Here is a 15,552-nt window from a genome sequence, read left to right on the forward strand (position 1 = left end):
GCACCCAGCGCGCTCGCGCCGTCGGCGTTGCGCTTGAACCAGATGTTCGGGAAGCCGAGGAAGCGGTGCCAGGCGACACCCATGTTGGTGTTCAGCGAGACGGTGATCATCCAGATCAGCGAGGTGCCGATCTTGATCATCGCGGTGAAGTAGATGGCGTTCTGCAGGGCCGGCAGCGACAGGCCCTTGAAGGCCAGCACCAGCGGGTACGACACGAAGTACGCCGGCTCGTACGAGTCGACGTGGTGGATCGCGCCCTCGAGGCCGCGCAGGGCCAGGATCGCCAGGCCGATGGTGAGGATGACGTACTCGACGAAGTACGCCTGCCAGGCCTTGGAGCCCGCGAAGCGCGACTTGCGGCCGGCCCGCGACGGCAGCGACATCAGGCGGATCGCCATCAGCACGACGATGCCGAGGACCGTCATCAGGCCGATGAACTCGATGTACAGCTCGAACGGCAGGAACCCGCCGATGACCGGCAGCGTCCAGTCGGCCTGGAAGAGCTGGCCGTACGCCTGCGCCAGTGTCGGGGGCAGCGTCAGGAAGCCGATCGCGACGAACCAGTGCGCGAAGCCGACGATGCCCCAGCGGTTCATCCGGCTGTGCCCGAGGAACTCCCGGACCAGGGTGATCGTTCGTGCCTTCGGGTCGTCCGTGCGGCTGCCGGCCGGCACGGGTTGTCCGAGTTTCACGAACCGGTAGATCTGCGCCACGGCTCGGGCGAGCAGCGCGACGCCGACCACGGTCAGGACCAGCGACACGATGATCGCGGCGAGTTGCATGGGAGGGCTCCTCGGGCGGGACTTACTAAGCAGTAACTTATTGAGTCAAGGCTTGAGGTTACCCATTCTCCGCGCCGCAATGTAGACGAGCGTGCGGTGATCTGCGTCGCTCAGGCATGCCTGTGTTTACGGGCCGCCCGAGGGGTCTGCGCCAGGATTGCGAGATCCATCCCCAGCCAATGGCTCTCCACATAGTGCCGGTCCAGCAGCGCCATCTCCTCCCAGGGGAGGTCGGAGCGCGCACTCACCTGCCACAGACCGGTCATTCCGGGGCGAACCAGCAGCCGGTCCGGCCGGTCGGTACGGGCTTCGGGGCGCGGCCCGACCAGTGACATCTGCCCCCGCAGCACGTTCAGCAGCTGCGGCATCGCATCCAGTGTGCAGCGCCGCACCGCCCGGCCGGTCCGGCCGGCCCCGTCCGTCCGCAGCCGCCAGGTGCGGAACGGGCGGCCGCCCAGCCCGGCCGCCGGGTCGCGGGCGAGGACCCGGCCGCCCCGCCGGGCCGCGTACAGCAGCGCCGCGGCGAGCAGCAGCGGCAGCAGGAAGGCGCACAGGAGCGCGGCCGCCCCGAGGAGGTCGACCGCCCGCTTCGCCGGGTAGGCGGGGCGCCGCGGGAGCCGGGGCAGCGGCGGGCGCGGGAGCCGGACCGGGAGGAGTGTGAGCGGCGGCAGCGGCATGCACGCACCGTGCCCTGCCCTCGCGGAGGTTCCCGGACGCCGCGCAGCGGAGGGGGTGAGCATCGCCCACTCGGCCCTGCCCCGCCAGGGGGGCGCCTGCAGATATGCCGCGGTCCGGCCACCGAATGAGCGTAAGACCGGGATAAAAGTTGAGTCGACTCCACTCACCTCTGTTGACGCGCGCCGAGGCGTCGTGCACTCTTGAGTCTGTTCCACTCAAGTCAGCTGGAGGAATTGAAATGGCACGTGCGGTCGGCATCGACCTGGGCACCACTAACTCCGTCGTCAGCGTTCTCGAAGGCGGCGAGCCCACCGTCATCACCAACGCCGAGGGCGCCAGGACCACGCCGTCCGTCGTCGCCTTCGCCAAGAACGGCGAGGTCCTCGTCGGCGAGGTCGCCAAGCGCCAGGCGGTCACCAACGTCGACCGCACCATCCGCTCGGTGAAGCGCCACATGGGCACCGACTGGAAGATCAACCTGGACGGCAAGGACTTCAACCCGCAGCAGATGAGCGCCTTCATCCTGCAGAAGCTGAAGCGCGACGCCGAGGCCTACCTGGGTGAGAAGGTCACCGACGCGGTCATCACCGTCCCGGCGTACTTCAACGACTCCGAGCGCCAGGCCACCAAGGAGGCCGGCGAGATCGCGGGCCTGAACGTCCTGCGCATCGTCAACGAGCCGACCGCCGCCGCCCTGGCCTACGGCCTGGACAAGGACGACCAGACGATCCTCGTCTTCGACCTCGGTGGCGGCACCTTCGACGTGTCGCTCCTGGAGATCGGCGACGGTGTCGTCGAGGTCAAGGCCACCAACGGTGACAACCACCTCGGTGGTGACGACTGGGACCAGCGCGTCGTCGACTACCTGGTGAAGCAGTTCACGGGCGGCCACGGCGTCGACCTGGCCAAGGACAAGATGGCGCTCCAGCGTCTGCGCGAGGCCGCCGAGAAGGCGAAGATCGAGCTGTCCTCCTCCACGGAGACCACGATCAACCTGCCCTACATCACGGCCTCCGCCGAGGGCCCGCTGCACCTGGACGAGAAGCTCACCCGCGCCCAGTTCCAGCAGCTGACCTCGGACCTGCTGGACCGCTGCAAGGTCCCGTTCCACAACGTGATCAAGGACGCGGGCATCGCGCTCTCCGACATCGACCACGTGGTCCTCGTCGGCGGCTCCACCCGCATGCCGGCCGTCGCCGAGCTCGTCAAGGAGCTGACCGGCGGCAAGGAGGCCAACAAGGGCGTGAACCCGGACGAGGTCGTCGCCATCGGCGCCACCCTCCAGGCCGGTGTCCTCAAGGGTGAGGTCAAGGACGTCCTGCTCCTCGACGTGACCCCGCTGTCCCTCGGCATCGAGACCAAGGGCGGCATCATGACCAAGCTCATCGAGCGCAACACCACGATCCCGACCAAGCGGTCGGAGATCTTCACGACGGCCGAGGACAACCAGCCGTCCGTGCAGATCCAGGTCTACCAGGGTGAGCGCGAGATCGCGGCGTACAACAAGAAGCTCGGCATGTTCGAGCTGACGGGCCTGCCGCCGGCCCCGCGCGGCGTCCCGCAGATCGAGGTCTCCTTCGACATCGACGCCAACGGCATCATGCACGTGACCGCGAAGGACCTGGGCACGGGCAAGGAGCAGAAGATGACCGTCACCGGCGGCTCCTCGCTCGGCCGGGACGAGGTCGACCGGATGCGCCAGGAGGCCGAGCAGTACGCGGAGGAGGACCAGCGCCGCCGCGAGGCCGCCGAGACCCGCAACCAGGCCGAGCAGCTCGTGTACCAGACGGAGAAGTTCGTCAAGGACAACGAGGACAAGGTCCCGGGCGACGTCAAGACCGAGGTCGAGGGTGCCGTCGCCGAGCTGAAGGAGAAGCTCAAGGGCGAGGACACGGCCGAGATCCGCACCGCGACCGAGAAGGTCGCCGCGGTCAGCCAGAAGCTCGGCCAGGCGATCTACGCCGACGCCCAGGGCGCCCAGGCCGCCGGCGGTGCCGGTGACGCGGGCCAGGCCAAGGCCGATGACGACGTCGTCGACGCCGAGATCGTCGACGACGAGAAGCCGAAGGGTGGCGCGGCCTGATGCCGGAGGAGACCGCGGGTTTCGAGGAGAAGCCCGAAGTCCCCAACGGCGCCACCCCCGAGGACGCTGCCGAGCCGAAGTCCGCCGACTCCTCCTCCGAGGAGCCGGCGGCCCCGGCCGGGGACTCCGGAGCACAGTCCGACCAGTCCACCCCCTCCGCCCAGGGCCCGAACGCGGCCCTGGTGGCGCAGCTGGACCAGGCCCGTACGGCGCTCGCCGAGCGCACCGGTGACCTCCAGCGGCTCCAGGCGGAGTACCAGAACTACCGTCGCCGCGTGGAGCGGGACCGCATCGCCGTCAAGGAGATCGCGGTCGCGAACCTGCTGTCCGAGCTGCTCCCGACCCTGGACGACATCGGCCGGGCGAGGGACCATGGCGAACTGGTCGGCGGCTTCAAGTCGGTGGCCGAATCGCTGGAGACCGCTGCCGCCAAGCTGGGTCTGCAGCAGTTCGGCAAGGAGGGCGAGCCCTTCGACCCGACGATCCACGAGGCCCTGATGCACTCGTACGCGCCGGACGTCACCGAGACGACCTGCGTGGCGATCCTGCAGCCCGGGTACCGGATCGGCGAGCGCACGATCCGCCCCGCGCGGGTCGCGGTGGCCGAGCCCCAGCCGGGCGCGGCTCCGAAGTCCGAGTCCGGGGAGGGCGACACGCCTGCGGACAAGGACGCGGATGCAGCCGACAAGGGCTGACGTCCGCAAAGCTGATCATGTGACGGCACGAGAGGAGGGACGCCGGGGATGAGCACGAAGGACTTCGTCGAGAAGGACTACTACAAGGTCCTCGGTGTCCCGAAGGACGCCACCGAGGCGGAGATCAAGAAGGCGTACCGGAAGCTCGCCCGCGAGTTCCACCCGGACGCCAACAAGGGCGACGCCGAGGCCGAGGAGCGCTTCAAGGAGATCTCCGAGGCGAACGACATCCTCGGCGACGCCAAGAAGCGCAAGGAGTACGACGACGCCCGCGCGCTGTTCGGGAACGGCGGCTTCCGCCCCGGTCCCGGCGCGGGCGGCTCCTTCAACTTCGACCTGGGCGACCTGTTCGGGGGCGCCCAGGGCGGCGGCCCCGGCGGCTTCGGCGGCGGCGGCGGCCTCGGTGACGTGTTCGGCGGCCTGTTCAACCGGGGCGGCGCCGGTGCGGGGACCCGCACCCAGCCGCGCCGGGGCCAGGACGTCGAGTCCGAGGTCACCCTCTCCTTCACGGAGGCGGTGGACGGGGCCACGGTCCCGCTCCGGATGTCCTCCCAGGCCCCCTGCAAGGCCTGTTCGGGCACCGGCGACAAGAACGGCACCCCCCGGGTGTGCCCGACCTGCGTCGGCACCGGCCAGGTCTCGCGGGGCAGCGGCGGCGGCTTCTCGCTGACGGACCCCTGCGCGGACTGCAAGGGCCGCGGCCTGATCGCGGAGACCCCCTGCGACGTCTGCAAGGGCAGCGGCCGCGCCAAGTCCTCCCGGACCATGCAGGTCCGGATCCCGGCGGGCGTCTCCGACGGCCAGCGGATCCGGCTGCGCGGCAAGGGTGCGCCGGGCGAGCGCGGCGGCCCGGCCGGCGACCTGTACGTCGTCGTCCACGTGGGCAGCCACCCGGTCTTCGGCCGCAGGGATGACAACCTGACGGTGACCGTCCCCGTGACGATCTCCGAGGCGGCCCTGGGCGCCGACATCAAGGTCCCGACGCTGGGCGGGCCCGCGGTGACGCTGAAGCTGCCGCCGGGCACCCCGTCGGGCCGCACCATGCGCGCCCGCGGCAAGGGCGCGGTCCGCAAGGACGGCACCCGCGGCGACCTGCTGGTGACGGTGGAGGTCGCGGTCCCGTCCGCGCTGACGGACAAGGCCCGCGAGGCGCTGGAGATGTACCGCGACGCGACGGAGTCGGACGACCCGCGTGCCGCGCTGTTCGAGTCTGCGAAGGGAGCATGACATGGACGGCCGCCGACGACAGCCCCGCTTCGGCGGCGGGGCATACGAGCTGACCGACGAGACCCCGGTCTACGTGATCTCGGTGGCCGCCCAGCTCTCGGGTCTCCACCCGCAGACCCTGCGCCAGTACGACCGCCTCGGCCTGGTCTCCCCGGACCGCACGGCGGGCCGCGGACGGCGGTATTCGGCCAGGGACATCGAGCTGCTCCGCACGGTGCAGGCGCTGTCCCAGGACGAGGGCATCAACCTCGCCGGCATCAAGCGGATCATCGAGCTGCAGAACCAGGTCGAGGCGCTCCAACAGCGCGTGGCCGAGCTCTCGGCCGCCGTCGAGGGCGCGGCCGCGGTGATGCAGCAGCGCGAGGCCCAGGTGCACGCCTCGTACCGCCGCGACCTGGTCAAGTACCAGCCGCCGGTGGGCGGCAACGCCCTCGTCGTCTGGCGTCCCGCCCCGAAGCGGACGAACGACTAGCGGCGCGCGCCGACGCATCGACGCAGAAGGCCCTGCCCGGGCACGTCCCGGGCAGGGCCTTCTGCGTCGATGTGCCGCCGCGCCGGCGTGCGCCGCCTCAGCAGTCGGGGCCGCTCTCCTCCAGGATCCCCGACCGGGCGATGAGGAAGCCGAGTTGGGCGCGGCTGCCGCTGCCGAGGGTGCTGGCGAGCTTCGCGATGTGCGCGCGGCAGGTCCGTACGTTCATGCCCAGCCGGCGGGCGATGGCCTCGTCCACGTGCCCCTCGACGAGGAGCTGGGCGATGGTGCGCTGCACGCCCGAGATGCCGTCCCGGGTGGGCTGGTACGTCACTTCCTCCTGCAGCGGCACGGCGCGGTGCCACAGCTGCTCGAAGACCTTGATGAGGTAGTCCACGAGCCCCGGGTGGCGCAGCTCCAGGGCCACCTGGCGGTCGTCACTGGCGGGTATGAAGGCGACCGTGCGGTCGAAGATGATGAGCCGTTCGAAGAGCTCCTCCAGCGTGCGCACCTCGACCTTGCCGGCCTTGAGGATGTCCACGTACGCGAGCGTGCCCCGGCTGTGGCGGACCGTGTGCTGGTAGAGGGTCCGGATCCGGACACCGCGGTCGGTCAGCGGCTGGTCGCGCTCCAGGGCTTCCGTAAGCTCGAGGCTGGGGCGGGCGCCGCCGGGCTGGACGGTGAGCATCTCGGTGTGGCACTCGGCGGTGGCCAGGTTGAGGGCGGCGTTGATGGCGTCGAAGCCCTCCAGCACGGTGATGGCGTGCGTGCTGGCCGGGGCCTGTGCGCTGATGGCGAGAAACGGCTCGAACGCTTCGGAGAGTTCGAGAGAATCGCGGTGCCGCTCGCGGATCTCGCGTTCGATCGGATGCAGCCGCTGGGCCAGAGCGACCGCCGGTGGAACCGGGCGCAGTGAATTGACGTCATCAGGATCCGGCTGCAGCAGGGCCAGGTCGAGCAGGCAGGGTGCGGCTTCCGCGTCTCCACGTGCGATGCGACCGGTGCGCAGCGCGCTCGTGTAGAGGCGCGCTCCTTCGGGGCACAGGTTCGCGACCGAGTGGGGATGTGTCGCTTTTGCTGTGTTTATTGTCAAATCTCCACCCCCCAGGGTCCTGAACATGCAAGAACATGATGCATCGTCCCTGTGGCAGCGACGTGCCTGAATGAGCCATCGTCTGACAGGCGGGGGAGAGGATTTCATCAAGTGAGGACGAAGCCGACCATGAACAAGAGAATGCTTCGCTCGGCGCTTGCCACCGTCATCTTCTCGGCTGTGGCCGGTCTGGGACTCGCCGCGGGCACGCTGGGGGGCGCCGGAGGTGCTGCGGACATCCAGGCGGCGGTCGCGGACAGCGGCTGGCGCGAGCCCTCGGCGGACAGCGGCTGGCGCGCGACCCCGCTGGACAGCGGCTGGCGCTCGACCCCCGCAGATGCCGATTCCGCAGCCCTTGTCGTGGAGAGCGCGGTATGACCCCCGATGACCGCGGCTTCCGCCGCGAAATGGCCTCCGCCTACCGCTCCGGCTGGCAGTTCATCGACCTCGCGACGGCCATCCCCCAGGTCGGCGACTCGTTGATGGTCACCCTCTTCGGCCAGCCCATCGTGATCACGCGCGAGGAGGACGAGGACGTGCGGGCGTACCGCTGCCTGCGCCGCCCCCGCGGCGCGCCGCAGCCGGTCCGCTGCGAGGTGCGCTACGGCATGGTCTTCGTCAACCTCGACCAGCGCGACCACCAGCTCTTCGAACCCGACATCACCACCGCCACCCCCCGCAGTGCCTGAGGCGATTCCCCCGTCGTTGCAGATCGCTCCAGGTGCTTCCCCCACACAACGGCGCCATCGTGGACCTGACCACGATGGCGCCGTTGTGGTTTCGCCGTCCAGTAGTCGAACCGGACAAGGTGGGACCCGGACCGTCCGGAATCCTCCGGAGCCCCCGGCGCGGGCGCGGCGGGCTCAGGCGCGGCCCATCGCCCGGTCCAGCGCGATCTCGATGACCACCCGGTCCGGGTTCGGTGAGGGCATCCGCCCGTACCGCTCCGCGTAGCGCGCGACCGCGTCCGCGACCGCCTCCTCGTCCGTGCGGACCACCGCGCGGCCCTCCAGGGTCGCCCAGCGGCGCCCCTCCATCTGGCACACCGCGGCGCGGGCCGAGCCCGGCTCCACCGCCTGGGCCGCCAGCACGTTGCGGACCTTCTTGCTGTGCTTGTTGCTGATCACCCGGGCCAGGCCGGCCTCCGGGTCGTACGTCACCCCCACGGGCACCACGTGCGGGGTGCCGTCCGGGCGCGGGGTGGTCAGCGTGCAGACGTGCCGCTCCCGCCAGAAGGCGAGGTACTCGGGCGTCGGGTTGAGTACGTCATGGGACATGCGCAGAGCGTACGACTTCGCGCCCCGAAACCCGCCTTGAGTGGAATAGACTCAACTTTGCGCACGTTGAGTGTGTCAGATCGCCTGATGCAGCCCCGACACGGATGCACCGTACGGAGAGGAGAAGCCGCACGTGGACGCCGAGCTGACCAACAAGAGCCGGGACGCGCTGAACAACGCCACCAGCCGCGCCGTCAAGGACGGCCACGCCGACCTGACCCCGGCACACCTGCTGCTGGCCCTGCTCGCCGGCGAGGACAACGAGAACCTCACCGACCTCCTCGCGGCCACCGAGGCCGACCAGGCCGCCGTGCGGTCCGGCGCCGAGCGGCTCCTCGCCGCACTGCCCAGCGCCACCGGCTCCACGGTCGCGCCCCCGCAGCCCACCCGCGAGCTGCTCGCCGTACTCGCCGAGGCCGACCGGCAGGCCAAGGAGCTCGGCGACGACTACCTCTCCACCGAGCACCTGCTCATCGCGACCGCCGGCAAGGGCGGCGCGGCCGGAGAGGTCCTTTCCGCCCAGGGCGCGACGGCGAAGAAGCTGCTGGACGCCTTCGAGAACGCACGAGGAGGACGGCGGGTGACCACCCCCGACCCGGAGGGCCAGTACAAGGCCCTGGAGAAGTTCGGCACGGACTTCACGGCCGCGGCCCGCGAGGGCAAGCTCGACCCCGTCATCGGCCGGGACCACGAGATCCGCCGGGTCGTCCAGGTCCTGTCCCGGCGCACCAAGAACAACCCGGTGCTCATCGGCGAGCCCGGCGTCGGCAAGACCGCCGTCGTCGAGGGACTCGCCCAGCGCATCGTCAAGGGCGACGTCCCCGAGTCCCTGAAGAACAAGCGCCTGGTCTCCCTCGACCTCGGCGCGATGGTCGCGGGCGCCAAGTACCGCGGCGAGTTCGAGGAGCGCCTGAAGACCGTCCTCGCCGAGATCAAGTCCAGCGAGGGCCAGATCATCACCTTCATCGACGAGCTGCACACCGTCGTCGGCGCGGGCGCCGGCGGCGATTCGGCCATGGACGCCGGCAACATGCTCAAGCCGATGCTGGCCCGCGGCGAACTGCGCATGGTCGGCGCCACCACCCTCGACGAGTACCGCGAGCGGATCGAGAAGGACCCGGCGCTGGAGCGCCGCTTCCAGCAGGTCCTGGTCGCCGAGCCGACCGTCGAGGACACCATCGCCATCCTGCGCGGCCTCAAGGGCCGCTACGAGGCCCACCACAAGGTACAGATCAACGACAGCGCCCTGGTGGCCGCCGCGACCCTCTCCGACCGGTACATCACCTCCCGCTTCCTGCCCGACAAGGCCATCGACCTCGTCGACGAGGCCGCCTCCCGGCTCCGCATGGAGATCGACTCCTCCCCCGTGGAGATCGACGAGCTGCAGCGCGCCGTCGACCGCCTGCGGATGGAGGAGCTGGCGCTGAAGAACGAGTCCGACCCGGCCTCGCGCGAGCGCCTGGACAAGCTCCGCAAGGACCTCGCCGACAAGGAGGAGGAGCTGCGCGGCCTGACCGCCCGCTGGGAGAAGGAGAAGCAGTCCCTCAACCGGGTCGGCGAGCTCAAGGAGCGCCTCGACGAGCTGCGCGGCCAGTCCGAGCGCGCCCAGCGCGACGGCGACTTCGACACCGCCTCCAAGCTGCTCTACGGGGAGATCCCGGCGCTGGAGCGGGAGCTCGCCGAGGCCACCGAGGCCGAGGCGGAGGCGGAGGCAGCCAAGCGCACCATGGTCAAGGACGAGGTCGGCCCCGACGACATCGCGGACGTCGTCGGCGCCTGGACGGGCATCCCGGCCGGCCGCCTCCTGGAGGGCGAGACCCAGAAGCTGCTGCGCATGGAGGACGAGCTCGGCCGCCGGCTGATCGGCCAGGGCGAGGCCGTCCGGGCCGTCTCCGACGCCGTCCGCCGCACCCGCGCGGGCATCGCCGACCCCGACCGGCCGACCGGCTCGTTCCTCTTCCTCGGCCCCACCGGCGTCGGCAAGACCGAGCTGGCCAAGGCCCTCGCGGACTTCCTCTTCGACGACGAGCGGGCCATGGTCCGCATCGACATGTCCGAGTACTCCGAGAAGCACAGCGTCGCCCGCCTCGTCGGCGCCCCGCCCGGCTACGTCGGCTACGAGGAGGGCGGCCAGCTGACCGAGGCGGTCCGCCGCCGCCCGTACTCCGTCGTCCTGCTGGACGAGGTCGAGAAGGCCCACCCGGAGGTCTTCGACATCCTGCTCCAGGTCCTCGACGACGGCCGGCTCACGGACGGCCAGGGCCGCACCGTGGACTTCCGCAACACCATCCTCATCCTCACCTCCAACCTCGGCAGCCAGTTCCTGATGGACCCGGTCGCCTCCCCCGAGGAGAAGCGCAAGAACGTCCTGGACGTCGTCCGCGCCTCCTTCAAGCCGGAATTCCTCAACCGGCTCGACGACCTCGTCGTCTTCTCCGCCCTGACCAGGGACGAGCTGGCCCACATCGCCGAGCTCCAGATGGGCCGCCTCGCCAGGCGCCTGGCCGACCGCCGCCTGACCCTCGACGTCACCCCCGAGGCCCTGGCCTGGCTCGCCGACAAGGGCAACGACCCCGCGTACGGTGCCCGACCGCTGCGCCGCCTGATCCAGACGGCGGTCGGCGACCGCCTCGCCAAGGAGATCCTGGCCGGCGAGGTCCGCGACGGCGACACCGTACGGGTGGACGTCGCCGGCGACGACCTGCTGGTCGGCAAGGTCCTCTGAAGGCCCTCCGATGGCCCTCTGGCGGCCCACTGGCGGCCCTCAGAGGGCTCCGGCGAAGCCCCCGGCGGGGGCTTCGCGGCAGTGCCGCGTCCCTGCCGGGGGCGCATCCCTGTCCGCTCGGAGCGGATCACCGGTGCGGGGCTGGACACGGGGTAGGAGGAATGGGGGAGGATGACTTCATCCGCACGAAGGGAAGAACACGGTGAGCATCGACCCGGCCTCGATTCCGAATTTCGGAGGGCAGCAGCCCGAACCGCAGGCCACAGGACCGGCGGGCCCCGTGGTCCCCGACCAGGATCTGGTCAAGCAGCTGCTGGAGCAGATGGAGCTCAAGTACGTCGTCGACGACGAGGGTGACCTCGCGGCGCCGTGGGAGGAGTTCCGCACGTACTTCATGTTCCGCGGCGAGAACGAACAGCAGGTCTTCTCCGTCCGGACCTTCTACGACCGCCCCCACGCCATCGAGGACAAGCCGCAGCTGCTGGAGTCCATCGACGACTGGAACCGCCGCACCCTGTGGCCGAAGGTCTACAGCCACACCCACGACGACGGTTCCGTCCGCCTGATCGGCGAGGCGCAGATGCTGATCGGCACCGGCGTCAGCCTGGAGCACTTCGTGTCCTCCACGGTCAGCTGGGTCCGTGCCTCCATCGAGTTCGACAAGTGGCTCGTGGAGCAGCTCGGCCTGGAGAAGGACCTGGACGGCGCCGAGGGCGGCGAGGACGAGGACGGCGAGGACAGCTAGTCCCCGCCCCACCGCCCGCGCTCAGGGAGGCATCCTGGCGACCACCGGGAGGTACGCCCCGTAGCCGTACGCGAGCCCGGCCGGCCCCGCGGTCACCACACCGCGGAGCCCGGCCGGGCTCGCGCCGTTAAGGGTCCGGCTCGTGCCGTTGCGGGTCCGGCCGGTGCTCAGCCGGTGAGCCGGCGCAGGCGGGCCACCGCCTCCCGGAGGACCTCGGTGCGCTTGCAGAAGGGCAAGGCATGAGCACGGAGCACCAGGGAAAACTCTGGCACTCAGAACACAATCTGAGTACAGTCCGAGTATGAGCCTTGCTTACCCGGGAGCCGAGCCCGAATCGGTTTCGTTCACGGATCTGTCGAGAAACCCGAAGGCAGTGGCCGCCCGGGCCGCCGCCCTCGGCGCTCTGCGTGTCACGCATCGGGACGCGCCCGACATGGTGCTGACGACGGCCGTGCACGCGGAGCGCACCGAGGAGAACCTCACGACGGCGTCGCGGCTCTTCCTCGCACTCATGAAGCACGATGACGGAGCCCGGTCGCTCCTGCTGGCGCTGCCCGAGGTTTTCCCTTGGGTGCGGCACCTGGACGACGAAGAGATGCGTGCGTTCACGGTGGAACTCCTGGGAGCACTTTCCGATGCGGCGGAGCTGGGTGCGCGGGAAGCCGTGCACCGCGCGCTCGTCTCGTGGAGGGCGACGGCTCGTGTCAACGCGGATCCGGAGCAGCTCAAGGAAGCCCTGCGCCCGCTCGATGGGGATGACCTGGGTCCGGTCGAGGTGGGCGGGTGAGCCCGAAGAAGGGCGATCGTGTCAGCGTTCCACCTCTGAGCGGCTGGAACGTGGTCTTCGGGACCACGGAGGCGGTGACGGGCTGGGAGGAGCTGTGTCGCGTGGCTCTGCCCAGCGCCCACAGATGCCTGGAGGCGTTGCGTACCGACCCGCTGTCGCGTGACGACTGGAACCGTCAGCACCAGCTACGCGGGAGGCTCGCCACCAAGGAGTGGAAGGGCTCGGCTCTTGAGCAATGGGAGTTCGAGGTGACGAGTGGCGGCCGCGTGCGCTACCTGGTCAGCCCCGAGACGTTGACCGTCATCCTGGTCTACGCAGCCACGCGGCACCCCAAGGACACCGAGTAACTCGTAGTTCCCGTGCAGCACGGGCTCCGGCTGAAAGGCCGGGCCCTGTGCCTGCACGTCCATCTGGCTCGCGCTCAGTGAGCCAGCCGACCGAGGCGCTCAACCGCCTCTTCCAACACAACCGTCCGCTTGCAGAAGGCCCAGCGGACGTGGGTGGCGCCCGCGGACCGGTCGTCGTAGAAGACCTGGTTCGGGATGGCGACCACCCCGCACCGCTCCGGCAGGGCCCGGCAGAAGGCCAGGCCGTCCTTCTCGCCCAGCGGGGTGATGTCGGTGGTGATGAAGTACGTGCCCTGCGGGCGGAAGACCTCGAAGCCGGCGTCGGCGAGGCCCTCGGCGAGGAGGTCGCGCTTGGCGGCCATCTCGGCGCGGAAGCCGTCGTAGTAGGTGTCGGGCAGGTCCAGGGCCTCGGCGATGGCGTACTGGAACGGGCCCGACGAGACGAAGGTCAGGAACTGCTTGGCCGAGCGGACCGCCGCGACGAGCTCCGGCGCGGCGGTGATCCAGCCGACCTTCCACCCCGTGAACGAAAACGTCTTGCCGGCGGAGGAGATGGTGACCGTGCGCTCCCGCATGCCGGGCAGTGAGGCCAGCGGGGTGTGGACGCCGTCGAAGACCAGGTGCTCGTACACCTCGTCGGTGACGACCAGCAGGTCCCGCTCGACCGCGAGCCCGGCGACGGCGGCCAGCTCGGCGGGGCCCAGCACGGTGCCCGTCGGGTTGTGCGGGCTGTTCAGCAGCAGCAGGCGCGTGCGCGGGGTGACCGCGGCGCGCAGCTCGTCGAGGTCGAGGGTGAACGCCCCGGCGTGCGGGCGCAGCGTGACCGGGACCCGGGTGGCGCCGGCCATCGCGATGCACGCCGCGTACGAGTCGTAGTACGGCTCCAGGGCGATGACCTCGTCACCCGGTTCCAGCAGCGCCAGCAGGGAGGCCGCGATCGCCTCCGTCGCGCCCGCCGTGACCAGCACCTCCGTCTCCGGGTCGTAGGACAGGCCGTAGAACCGCTGCTGGTGGCGGGCGATCGCGGCCCGCAGCTCCGGCACGCCGGGGCCCGGCGGGTACTGGTTGCCGAGGCCCGTCAGCACGGCGCGGGAGGCCGCCTCGGCGATCTGCACCGGGCCGTCGGTGTCGGGGAAGCCCTGGCCGAGGTTGATGGACCCGGTCCGGGCGGCCAGGGCCGACATCTCCGCGAAGATCGTCGTGCCGAAGGACGCCAGGCGGCGGTTGAGGTAGGGGCGGCGGCCGGCCGCGGGAGCGCTCATGGCCGTCATCCTGGAGGGAACCTCTGGACTTGCTCAAGTGCGCTTTGGATCGTGTGGCGCGCGGGCATCCCCCTGGCACGCGGGACGGGGGATCCCGCTCCCCGGGGGACCGGGGCCAGTCACAAGGGGGTCGAAGGACCATGCTCCTGGCCTTTTTCATCCTGCTCGGCATCTTCGCCGTCGGCGTCGTCGTGCTCCTGGCGGTCGTCGGCAGCCGTGCCGCCGCCGCGTCGCGTGCCGCCGTCTCCCGGCCCTCCGTGTCGCTCAAGAAGGACCGCCGCTCCCGCCGCTCCCGGAAGAGCTGGTGGGCCGGCAACTCCGCGAGCAGCGGGAGCGGCTGCGGCTCCTCGGTGTCCTGCGGCTCCTCTTCCTCCTCCTGCGGCGGCGGGTCCTCCTGCGGCGGCGGATGCGGCGGCGGCAGCTGAGGGCGGGCGGCCCGGACCCCGCGCCCGGGCGGGTTCCGCCCCGCGCCCGGCCCGTGTCCGGGGCTGTGACCGGCCCGTTCGGCGGAGCCGGTGAACACGTGAACTGTGGAGCCCCCGCGGGGATGTAAACCCAACCATGTTGGGTAAAAACGCTGTGAGTGCCGTGCCTTTCATGATTCCCTCGGTTGAGTAGACCAGTCCCCGGACCTCGCGGGACTCCCTGTGGACCCGAGCCGGTGTCCCCCCACCCGTTGACTACCGCTGGCGGGGTCCGGCCCCTCTCCCTCGCGCGTTTGCGGAGCCGACTCATGCTCACGACCCTCCAGACCACCTACACCGACACGCGTGCAGCCGACCTCGCCTGGGCCCTGGGGCGGGACCGGCTGCCCGCCCTGGCCGTGCTGAACCTCGAACTGGCAGGTGCGAAGGTGGAGTTGCGCCTGCTCGGAGCCTCCCACCAAGTGCTCCTCGAAGAGGGCGCGGTGCTCTGCTCGGAGACGGTCGCCTGCATGCCGGGCAGCCGTACGCCGCTGCCCCTGGGCGTGGCCAAGCGGATGAGCGGCTGGGAGTACGAGTTCGCCGCGCGCGTCGAGACCCTGTCGCAGGGCTCGTTCGCGGGCCGGGCGCAGGAGCTCCTCGCGCTGGTCGCGGATCACCCGAACGGATTGGCCGGAACCTTTCCGGGCAGCCCGCACGCCTTCACCGCGATGCTCGCGCAGCGCCACGAGGGGCAGGTCCGCTGGCGCACCTGGCACGCGTACCCGCAGGAAGGCCAGCTGGTGGCCACCCGGACCAGGGTCGGCGTGCGCGCCGGCGCACCCGCCGGCCCCCGCGAGACCGCCGCCCGGTGACCGGGCCCGGGGTCCGGCGGCCGCGGCGCGCCGGCCTCGCCCACACGGCGCACAGGTTGCGCCAACTGGCCGGGGCGAAACCGGACTTACACCCATGTGGGTGACC

General features: G+C 70.7%; 16 protein-coding genes and 1 pseudogene. 12 read left to right on the forward strand and 5 right to left on the reverse strand.

Features of this window, described 5'->3' with window-relative positions:
* Together ACIQUT_RS39065 and ACIQUT_RS39070 are read right to left on the reverse strand one after the other, a co-directional pair.
* Positions 1–782: pseudogene (locus ACIQUT_RS39065) on the reverse strand (iron-sulfur-binding reductase); the annotation flags it as partial.
* 110 nt (positions 783–892) lie between these two features.
* Positions 893–1,459 carry a sugar transferase gene (locus ACIQUT_RS39070; protein ID WP_403570358.1) on the reverse strand — a complete coding sequence of 189 codons (567 nt, stop codon included), beginning with the start codon at positions 1,457–1,459 and terminating at the stop codon, positions 893–895.
* 239 nt (positions 1,460–1,698) lie between these two features.
* Between ACIQUT_RS39070 and dnaK the strand changes: the two genes are divergently transcribed.
* The 4 genes from dnaK to ACIQUT_RS39090 are packed head-to-tail and all read left to right on the forward strand — an operon-like array spanning position 1,699 to position 5,937.
* Positions 1,699–3,543 (forward strand): molecular chaperone DnaK, encoded by a 1,845-nt coding sequence (gene dnaK, locus ACIQUT_RS39075; RefSeq protein ID WP_403570360.1) that lies wholly within the window; start codon positions 1,699–1,701, stop codon positions 3,541–3,543.
* Positions 3,543–4,238: a nucleotide exchange factor GrpE gene (gene grpE, locus ACIQUT_RS39080; protein ID WP_403570362.1), complete on the forward strand. Its 696-nt coding sequence runs from the start codon at positions 3,543–3,545 to the stop codon at positions 4,236–4,238. Before dnaK ends, grpE begins: the two co-directional genes overlap by 1 nt.
* 48 nt (positions 4,239–4,286) lie before the next feature.
* On the forward strand, positions 4,287–5,465 hold the full coding sequence (gene dnaJ, locus ACIQUT_RS39085) for a molecular chaperone DnaJ (protein ID WP_403570363.1): 1,179 nt from the start codon (positions 4,287–4,289) through the stop codon (positions 5,463–5,465).
* A gap of 1 nt (position 5,466) precedes the next feature.
* A complete protein-coding gene (locus ACIQUT_RS39090) occupies positions 5,467–5,937 on the forward strand; it encodes a heat shock protein transcriptional repressor HspR (RefSeq protein WP_403570365.1) in 471 nt (156 codons plus the stop codon).
* A 97-nt stretch (positions 5,938–6,034) separates the two neighbouring features.
* Here ACIQUT_RS39090 and ACIQUT_RS39095 read toward each other — a convergent pair whose 3' ends face one another.
* Positions 6,035–7,054 (reverse strand): helix-turn-helix transcriptional regulator, encoded by a 1,020-nt coding sequence (locus ACIQUT_RS39095; protein WP_403570367.1) that lies wholly within the window; start codon positions 7,052–7,054, stop codon positions 6,035–6,037.
* Between the two features lie 102 nt (positions 7,055–7,156).
* On the opposite strand from ACIQUT_RS39095, the gene ACIQUT_RS39100 reads away from it, so the two are divergent.
* Together ACIQUT_RS39100 and ACIQUT_RS39105 are read left to right on the forward strand one after the other, a co-directional pair.
* Positions 7,157–7,405 carry a hypothetical protein gene (locus tag ACIQUT_RS39100; RefSeq protein WP_403570368.1) on the forward strand — a complete coding sequence of 83 codons (249 nt, stop codon included), beginning with the start codon at positions 7,157–7,159 and terminating at the stop codon, positions 7,403–7,405.
* On the forward strand, positions 7,402–7,716 hold the full coding sequence (locus ACIQUT_RS39105) for a (2Fe-2S)-binding protein (RefSeq protein WP_114053450.1): 315 nt from the start codon (positions 7,402–7,404) through the stop codon (positions 7,714–7,716). Before ACIQUT_RS39100 ends, ACIQUT_RS39105 begins: the two co-directional genes overlap by 4 nt.
* Before the next feature lie 174 nt (positions 7,717–7,890).
* Here ACIQUT_RS39105 and ACIQUT_RS39110 read toward each other — a convergent pair whose 3' ends face one another.
* Complete coding sequence (locus ACIQUT_RS39110; protein WP_403570370.1) at positions 7,891–8,304, reverse strand: pyridoxamine 5'-phosphate oxidase family protein; 414 nt, start codon at positions 8,302–8,304, stop codon at positions 7,891–7,893.
* A gap of 133 nt (positions 8,305–8,437) precedes the next feature.
* Between ACIQUT_RS39110 and clpB the strand changes: the two genes are divergently transcribed.
* The 4 genes from clpB (at position 8,438) to ACIQUT_RS39130 (ending at position 12,908) form a co-directional block, all read left to right on the forward strand.
* Complete coding sequence (clpB, locus tag ACIQUT_RS39115) at positions 8,438–11,029, forward strand: ATP-dependent chaperone ClpB (RefSeq protein ID WP_403570372.1); 2,592 nt, start codon at positions 8,438–8,440, stop codon at positions 11,027–11,029.
* Positions 11,030–11,231: 202 nt separating this feature from the next.
* Positions 11,232–11,774 carry a YbjN domain-containing protein gene (locus tag ACIQUT_RS39120; protein WP_403570374.1) on the forward strand — a complete coding sequence of 181 codons (543 nt, stop codon included), beginning with the start codon at positions 11,232–11,234 and terminating at the stop codon, positions 11,772–11,774.
* A gap of 301 nt (positions 11,775–12,075) precedes the next feature.
* Complete coding sequence (locus ACIQUT_RS39125; RefSeq protein WP_403570375.1) at positions 12,076–12,561, forward strand: prevent-host-death family protein; 486 nt, start codon at positions 12,076–12,078, stop codon at positions 12,559–12,561.
* Positions 12,558–12,908 (forward strand): hypothetical protein, encoded by a 351-nt coding sequence (locus ACIQUT_RS39130; protein ID WP_403570377.1) that lies wholly within the window; start codon positions 12,558–12,560, stop codon positions 12,906–12,908. Before ACIQUT_RS39125 ends, ACIQUT_RS39130 begins: the two co-directional genes overlap by 4 nt.
* Before the next feature lie 74 nt (positions 12,909–12,982).
* On the opposite strand, the gene ACIQUT_RS39135 is transcribed toward ACIQUT_RS39130, so the two are convergent.
* On the reverse strand, positions 12,983–14,179 hold the full coding sequence (locus ACIQUT_RS39135; RefSeq protein WP_403570379.1) for a pyridoxal phosphate-dependent aminotransferase: 1,197 nt from the start codon (positions 14,177–14,179) through the stop codon (positions 12,983–12,985).
* A gap of 131 nt (positions 14,180–14,310) precedes the next feature.
* Between ACIQUT_RS39135 and ACIQUT_RS39140 the strand changes: the two genes are divergently transcribed.
* Together ACIQUT_RS39140 and ACIQUT_RS39145 are read left to right on the forward strand one after the other, a co-directional pair.
* Positions 14,311–14,595, forward strand: a complete 285-nt coding sequence (locus tag ACIQUT_RS39140) for a hypothetical protein (protein ID WP_403570380.1) — start codon at positions 14,311–14,313, stop codon at positions 14,593–14,595.
* Between the two features lie 308 nt (positions 14,596–14,903).
* Positions 14,904–15,446 (forward strand): DUF2617 family protein, encoded by a 543-nt coding sequence (locus ACIQUT_RS39145; RefSeq protein ID WP_403570382.1) that lies wholly within the window; start codon positions 14,904–14,906, stop codon positions 15,444–15,446.
* The last annotated feature ends 106 nt before the right edge of the window (positions 15,447–15,552 follow it).

It is taken from the genome of Streptomyces sp. NPDC090445, from assembly GCF_044769385.1.
Classification (GTDB): Bacteria; Actinomycetota; Actinomycetes; order Streptomycetales; family Streptomycetaceae; genus Streptomyces.

Coding starts and splice junctions, on each gene's coding strand:
- ACIQUT_RS39135 (WP_403570379.1), bottom strand. CDS start 14,179: ATGACGGCCATGAGCGCTCCCGCGGCCGGCCGCCGCCCCTACCTCAAC.
- dnaJ (WP_403570363.1), top strand. CDS start 4,287: ATGAGCACGAAGGACTTCGTCGAGAAGGACTACTACAAGGTCCTCGGT.
- grpE (WP_403570362.1), top strand. CDS start 3,543: ATGCCGGAGGAGACCGCGGGTTTCGAGGAGAAGCCCGAAGTCCCCAAC.
- ACIQUT_RS39145 (WP_403570382.1), top strand. CDS start 14,904: ATGCTCACGACCCTCCAGACCACCTACACCGACACGCGTGCAGCCGAC.
- ACIQUT_RS39105 (WP_114053450.1), top strand. CDS start 7,402: ATGACCCCCGATGACCGCGGCTTCCGCCGCGAAATGGCCTCCGCCTAC.
- ACIQUT_RS39100 (WP_403570368.1), top strand. CDS start 7,157: ATGAACAAGAGAATGCTTCGCTCGGCGCTTGCCACCGTCATCTTCTCG.
- ACIQUT_RS39070 (WP_403570358.1), bottom strand. CDS start 1,459: ATGCCGCTGCCGCCGCTCACACTCCTCCCGGTCCGGCTCCCGCGCCCG.
- dnaK (WP_403570360.1), top strand. CDS start 1,699: ATGGCACGTGCGGTCGGCATCGACCTGGGCACCACTAACTCCGTCGTC.
- ACIQUT_RS39125 (WP_403570375.1), top strand. CDS start 12,076: ATGAGCCTTGCTTACCCGGGAGCCGAGCCCGAATCGGTTTCGTTCACG.
- ACIQUT_RS39110 (WP_403570370.1), bottom strand. CDS start 8,304: ATGTCCCATGACGTACTCAACCCGACGCCCGAGTACCTCGCCTTCTGG.
- ACIQUT_RS39090 (WP_403570365.1), top strand. CDS start 5,467: ATGGACGGCCGCCGACGACAGCCCCGCTTCGGCGGCGGGGCATACGAG.
- ACIQUT_RS39095 (WP_403570367.1), bottom strand. CDS start 7,054: ATGTTCAGGACCCTGGGGGGTGGAGATTTGACAATAAACACAGCAAAA.
- ACIQUT_RS39140 (WP_403570380.1), top strand. CDS start 14,311: ATGCTCCTGGCCTTTTTCATCCTGCTCGGCATCTTCGCCGTCGGCGTC.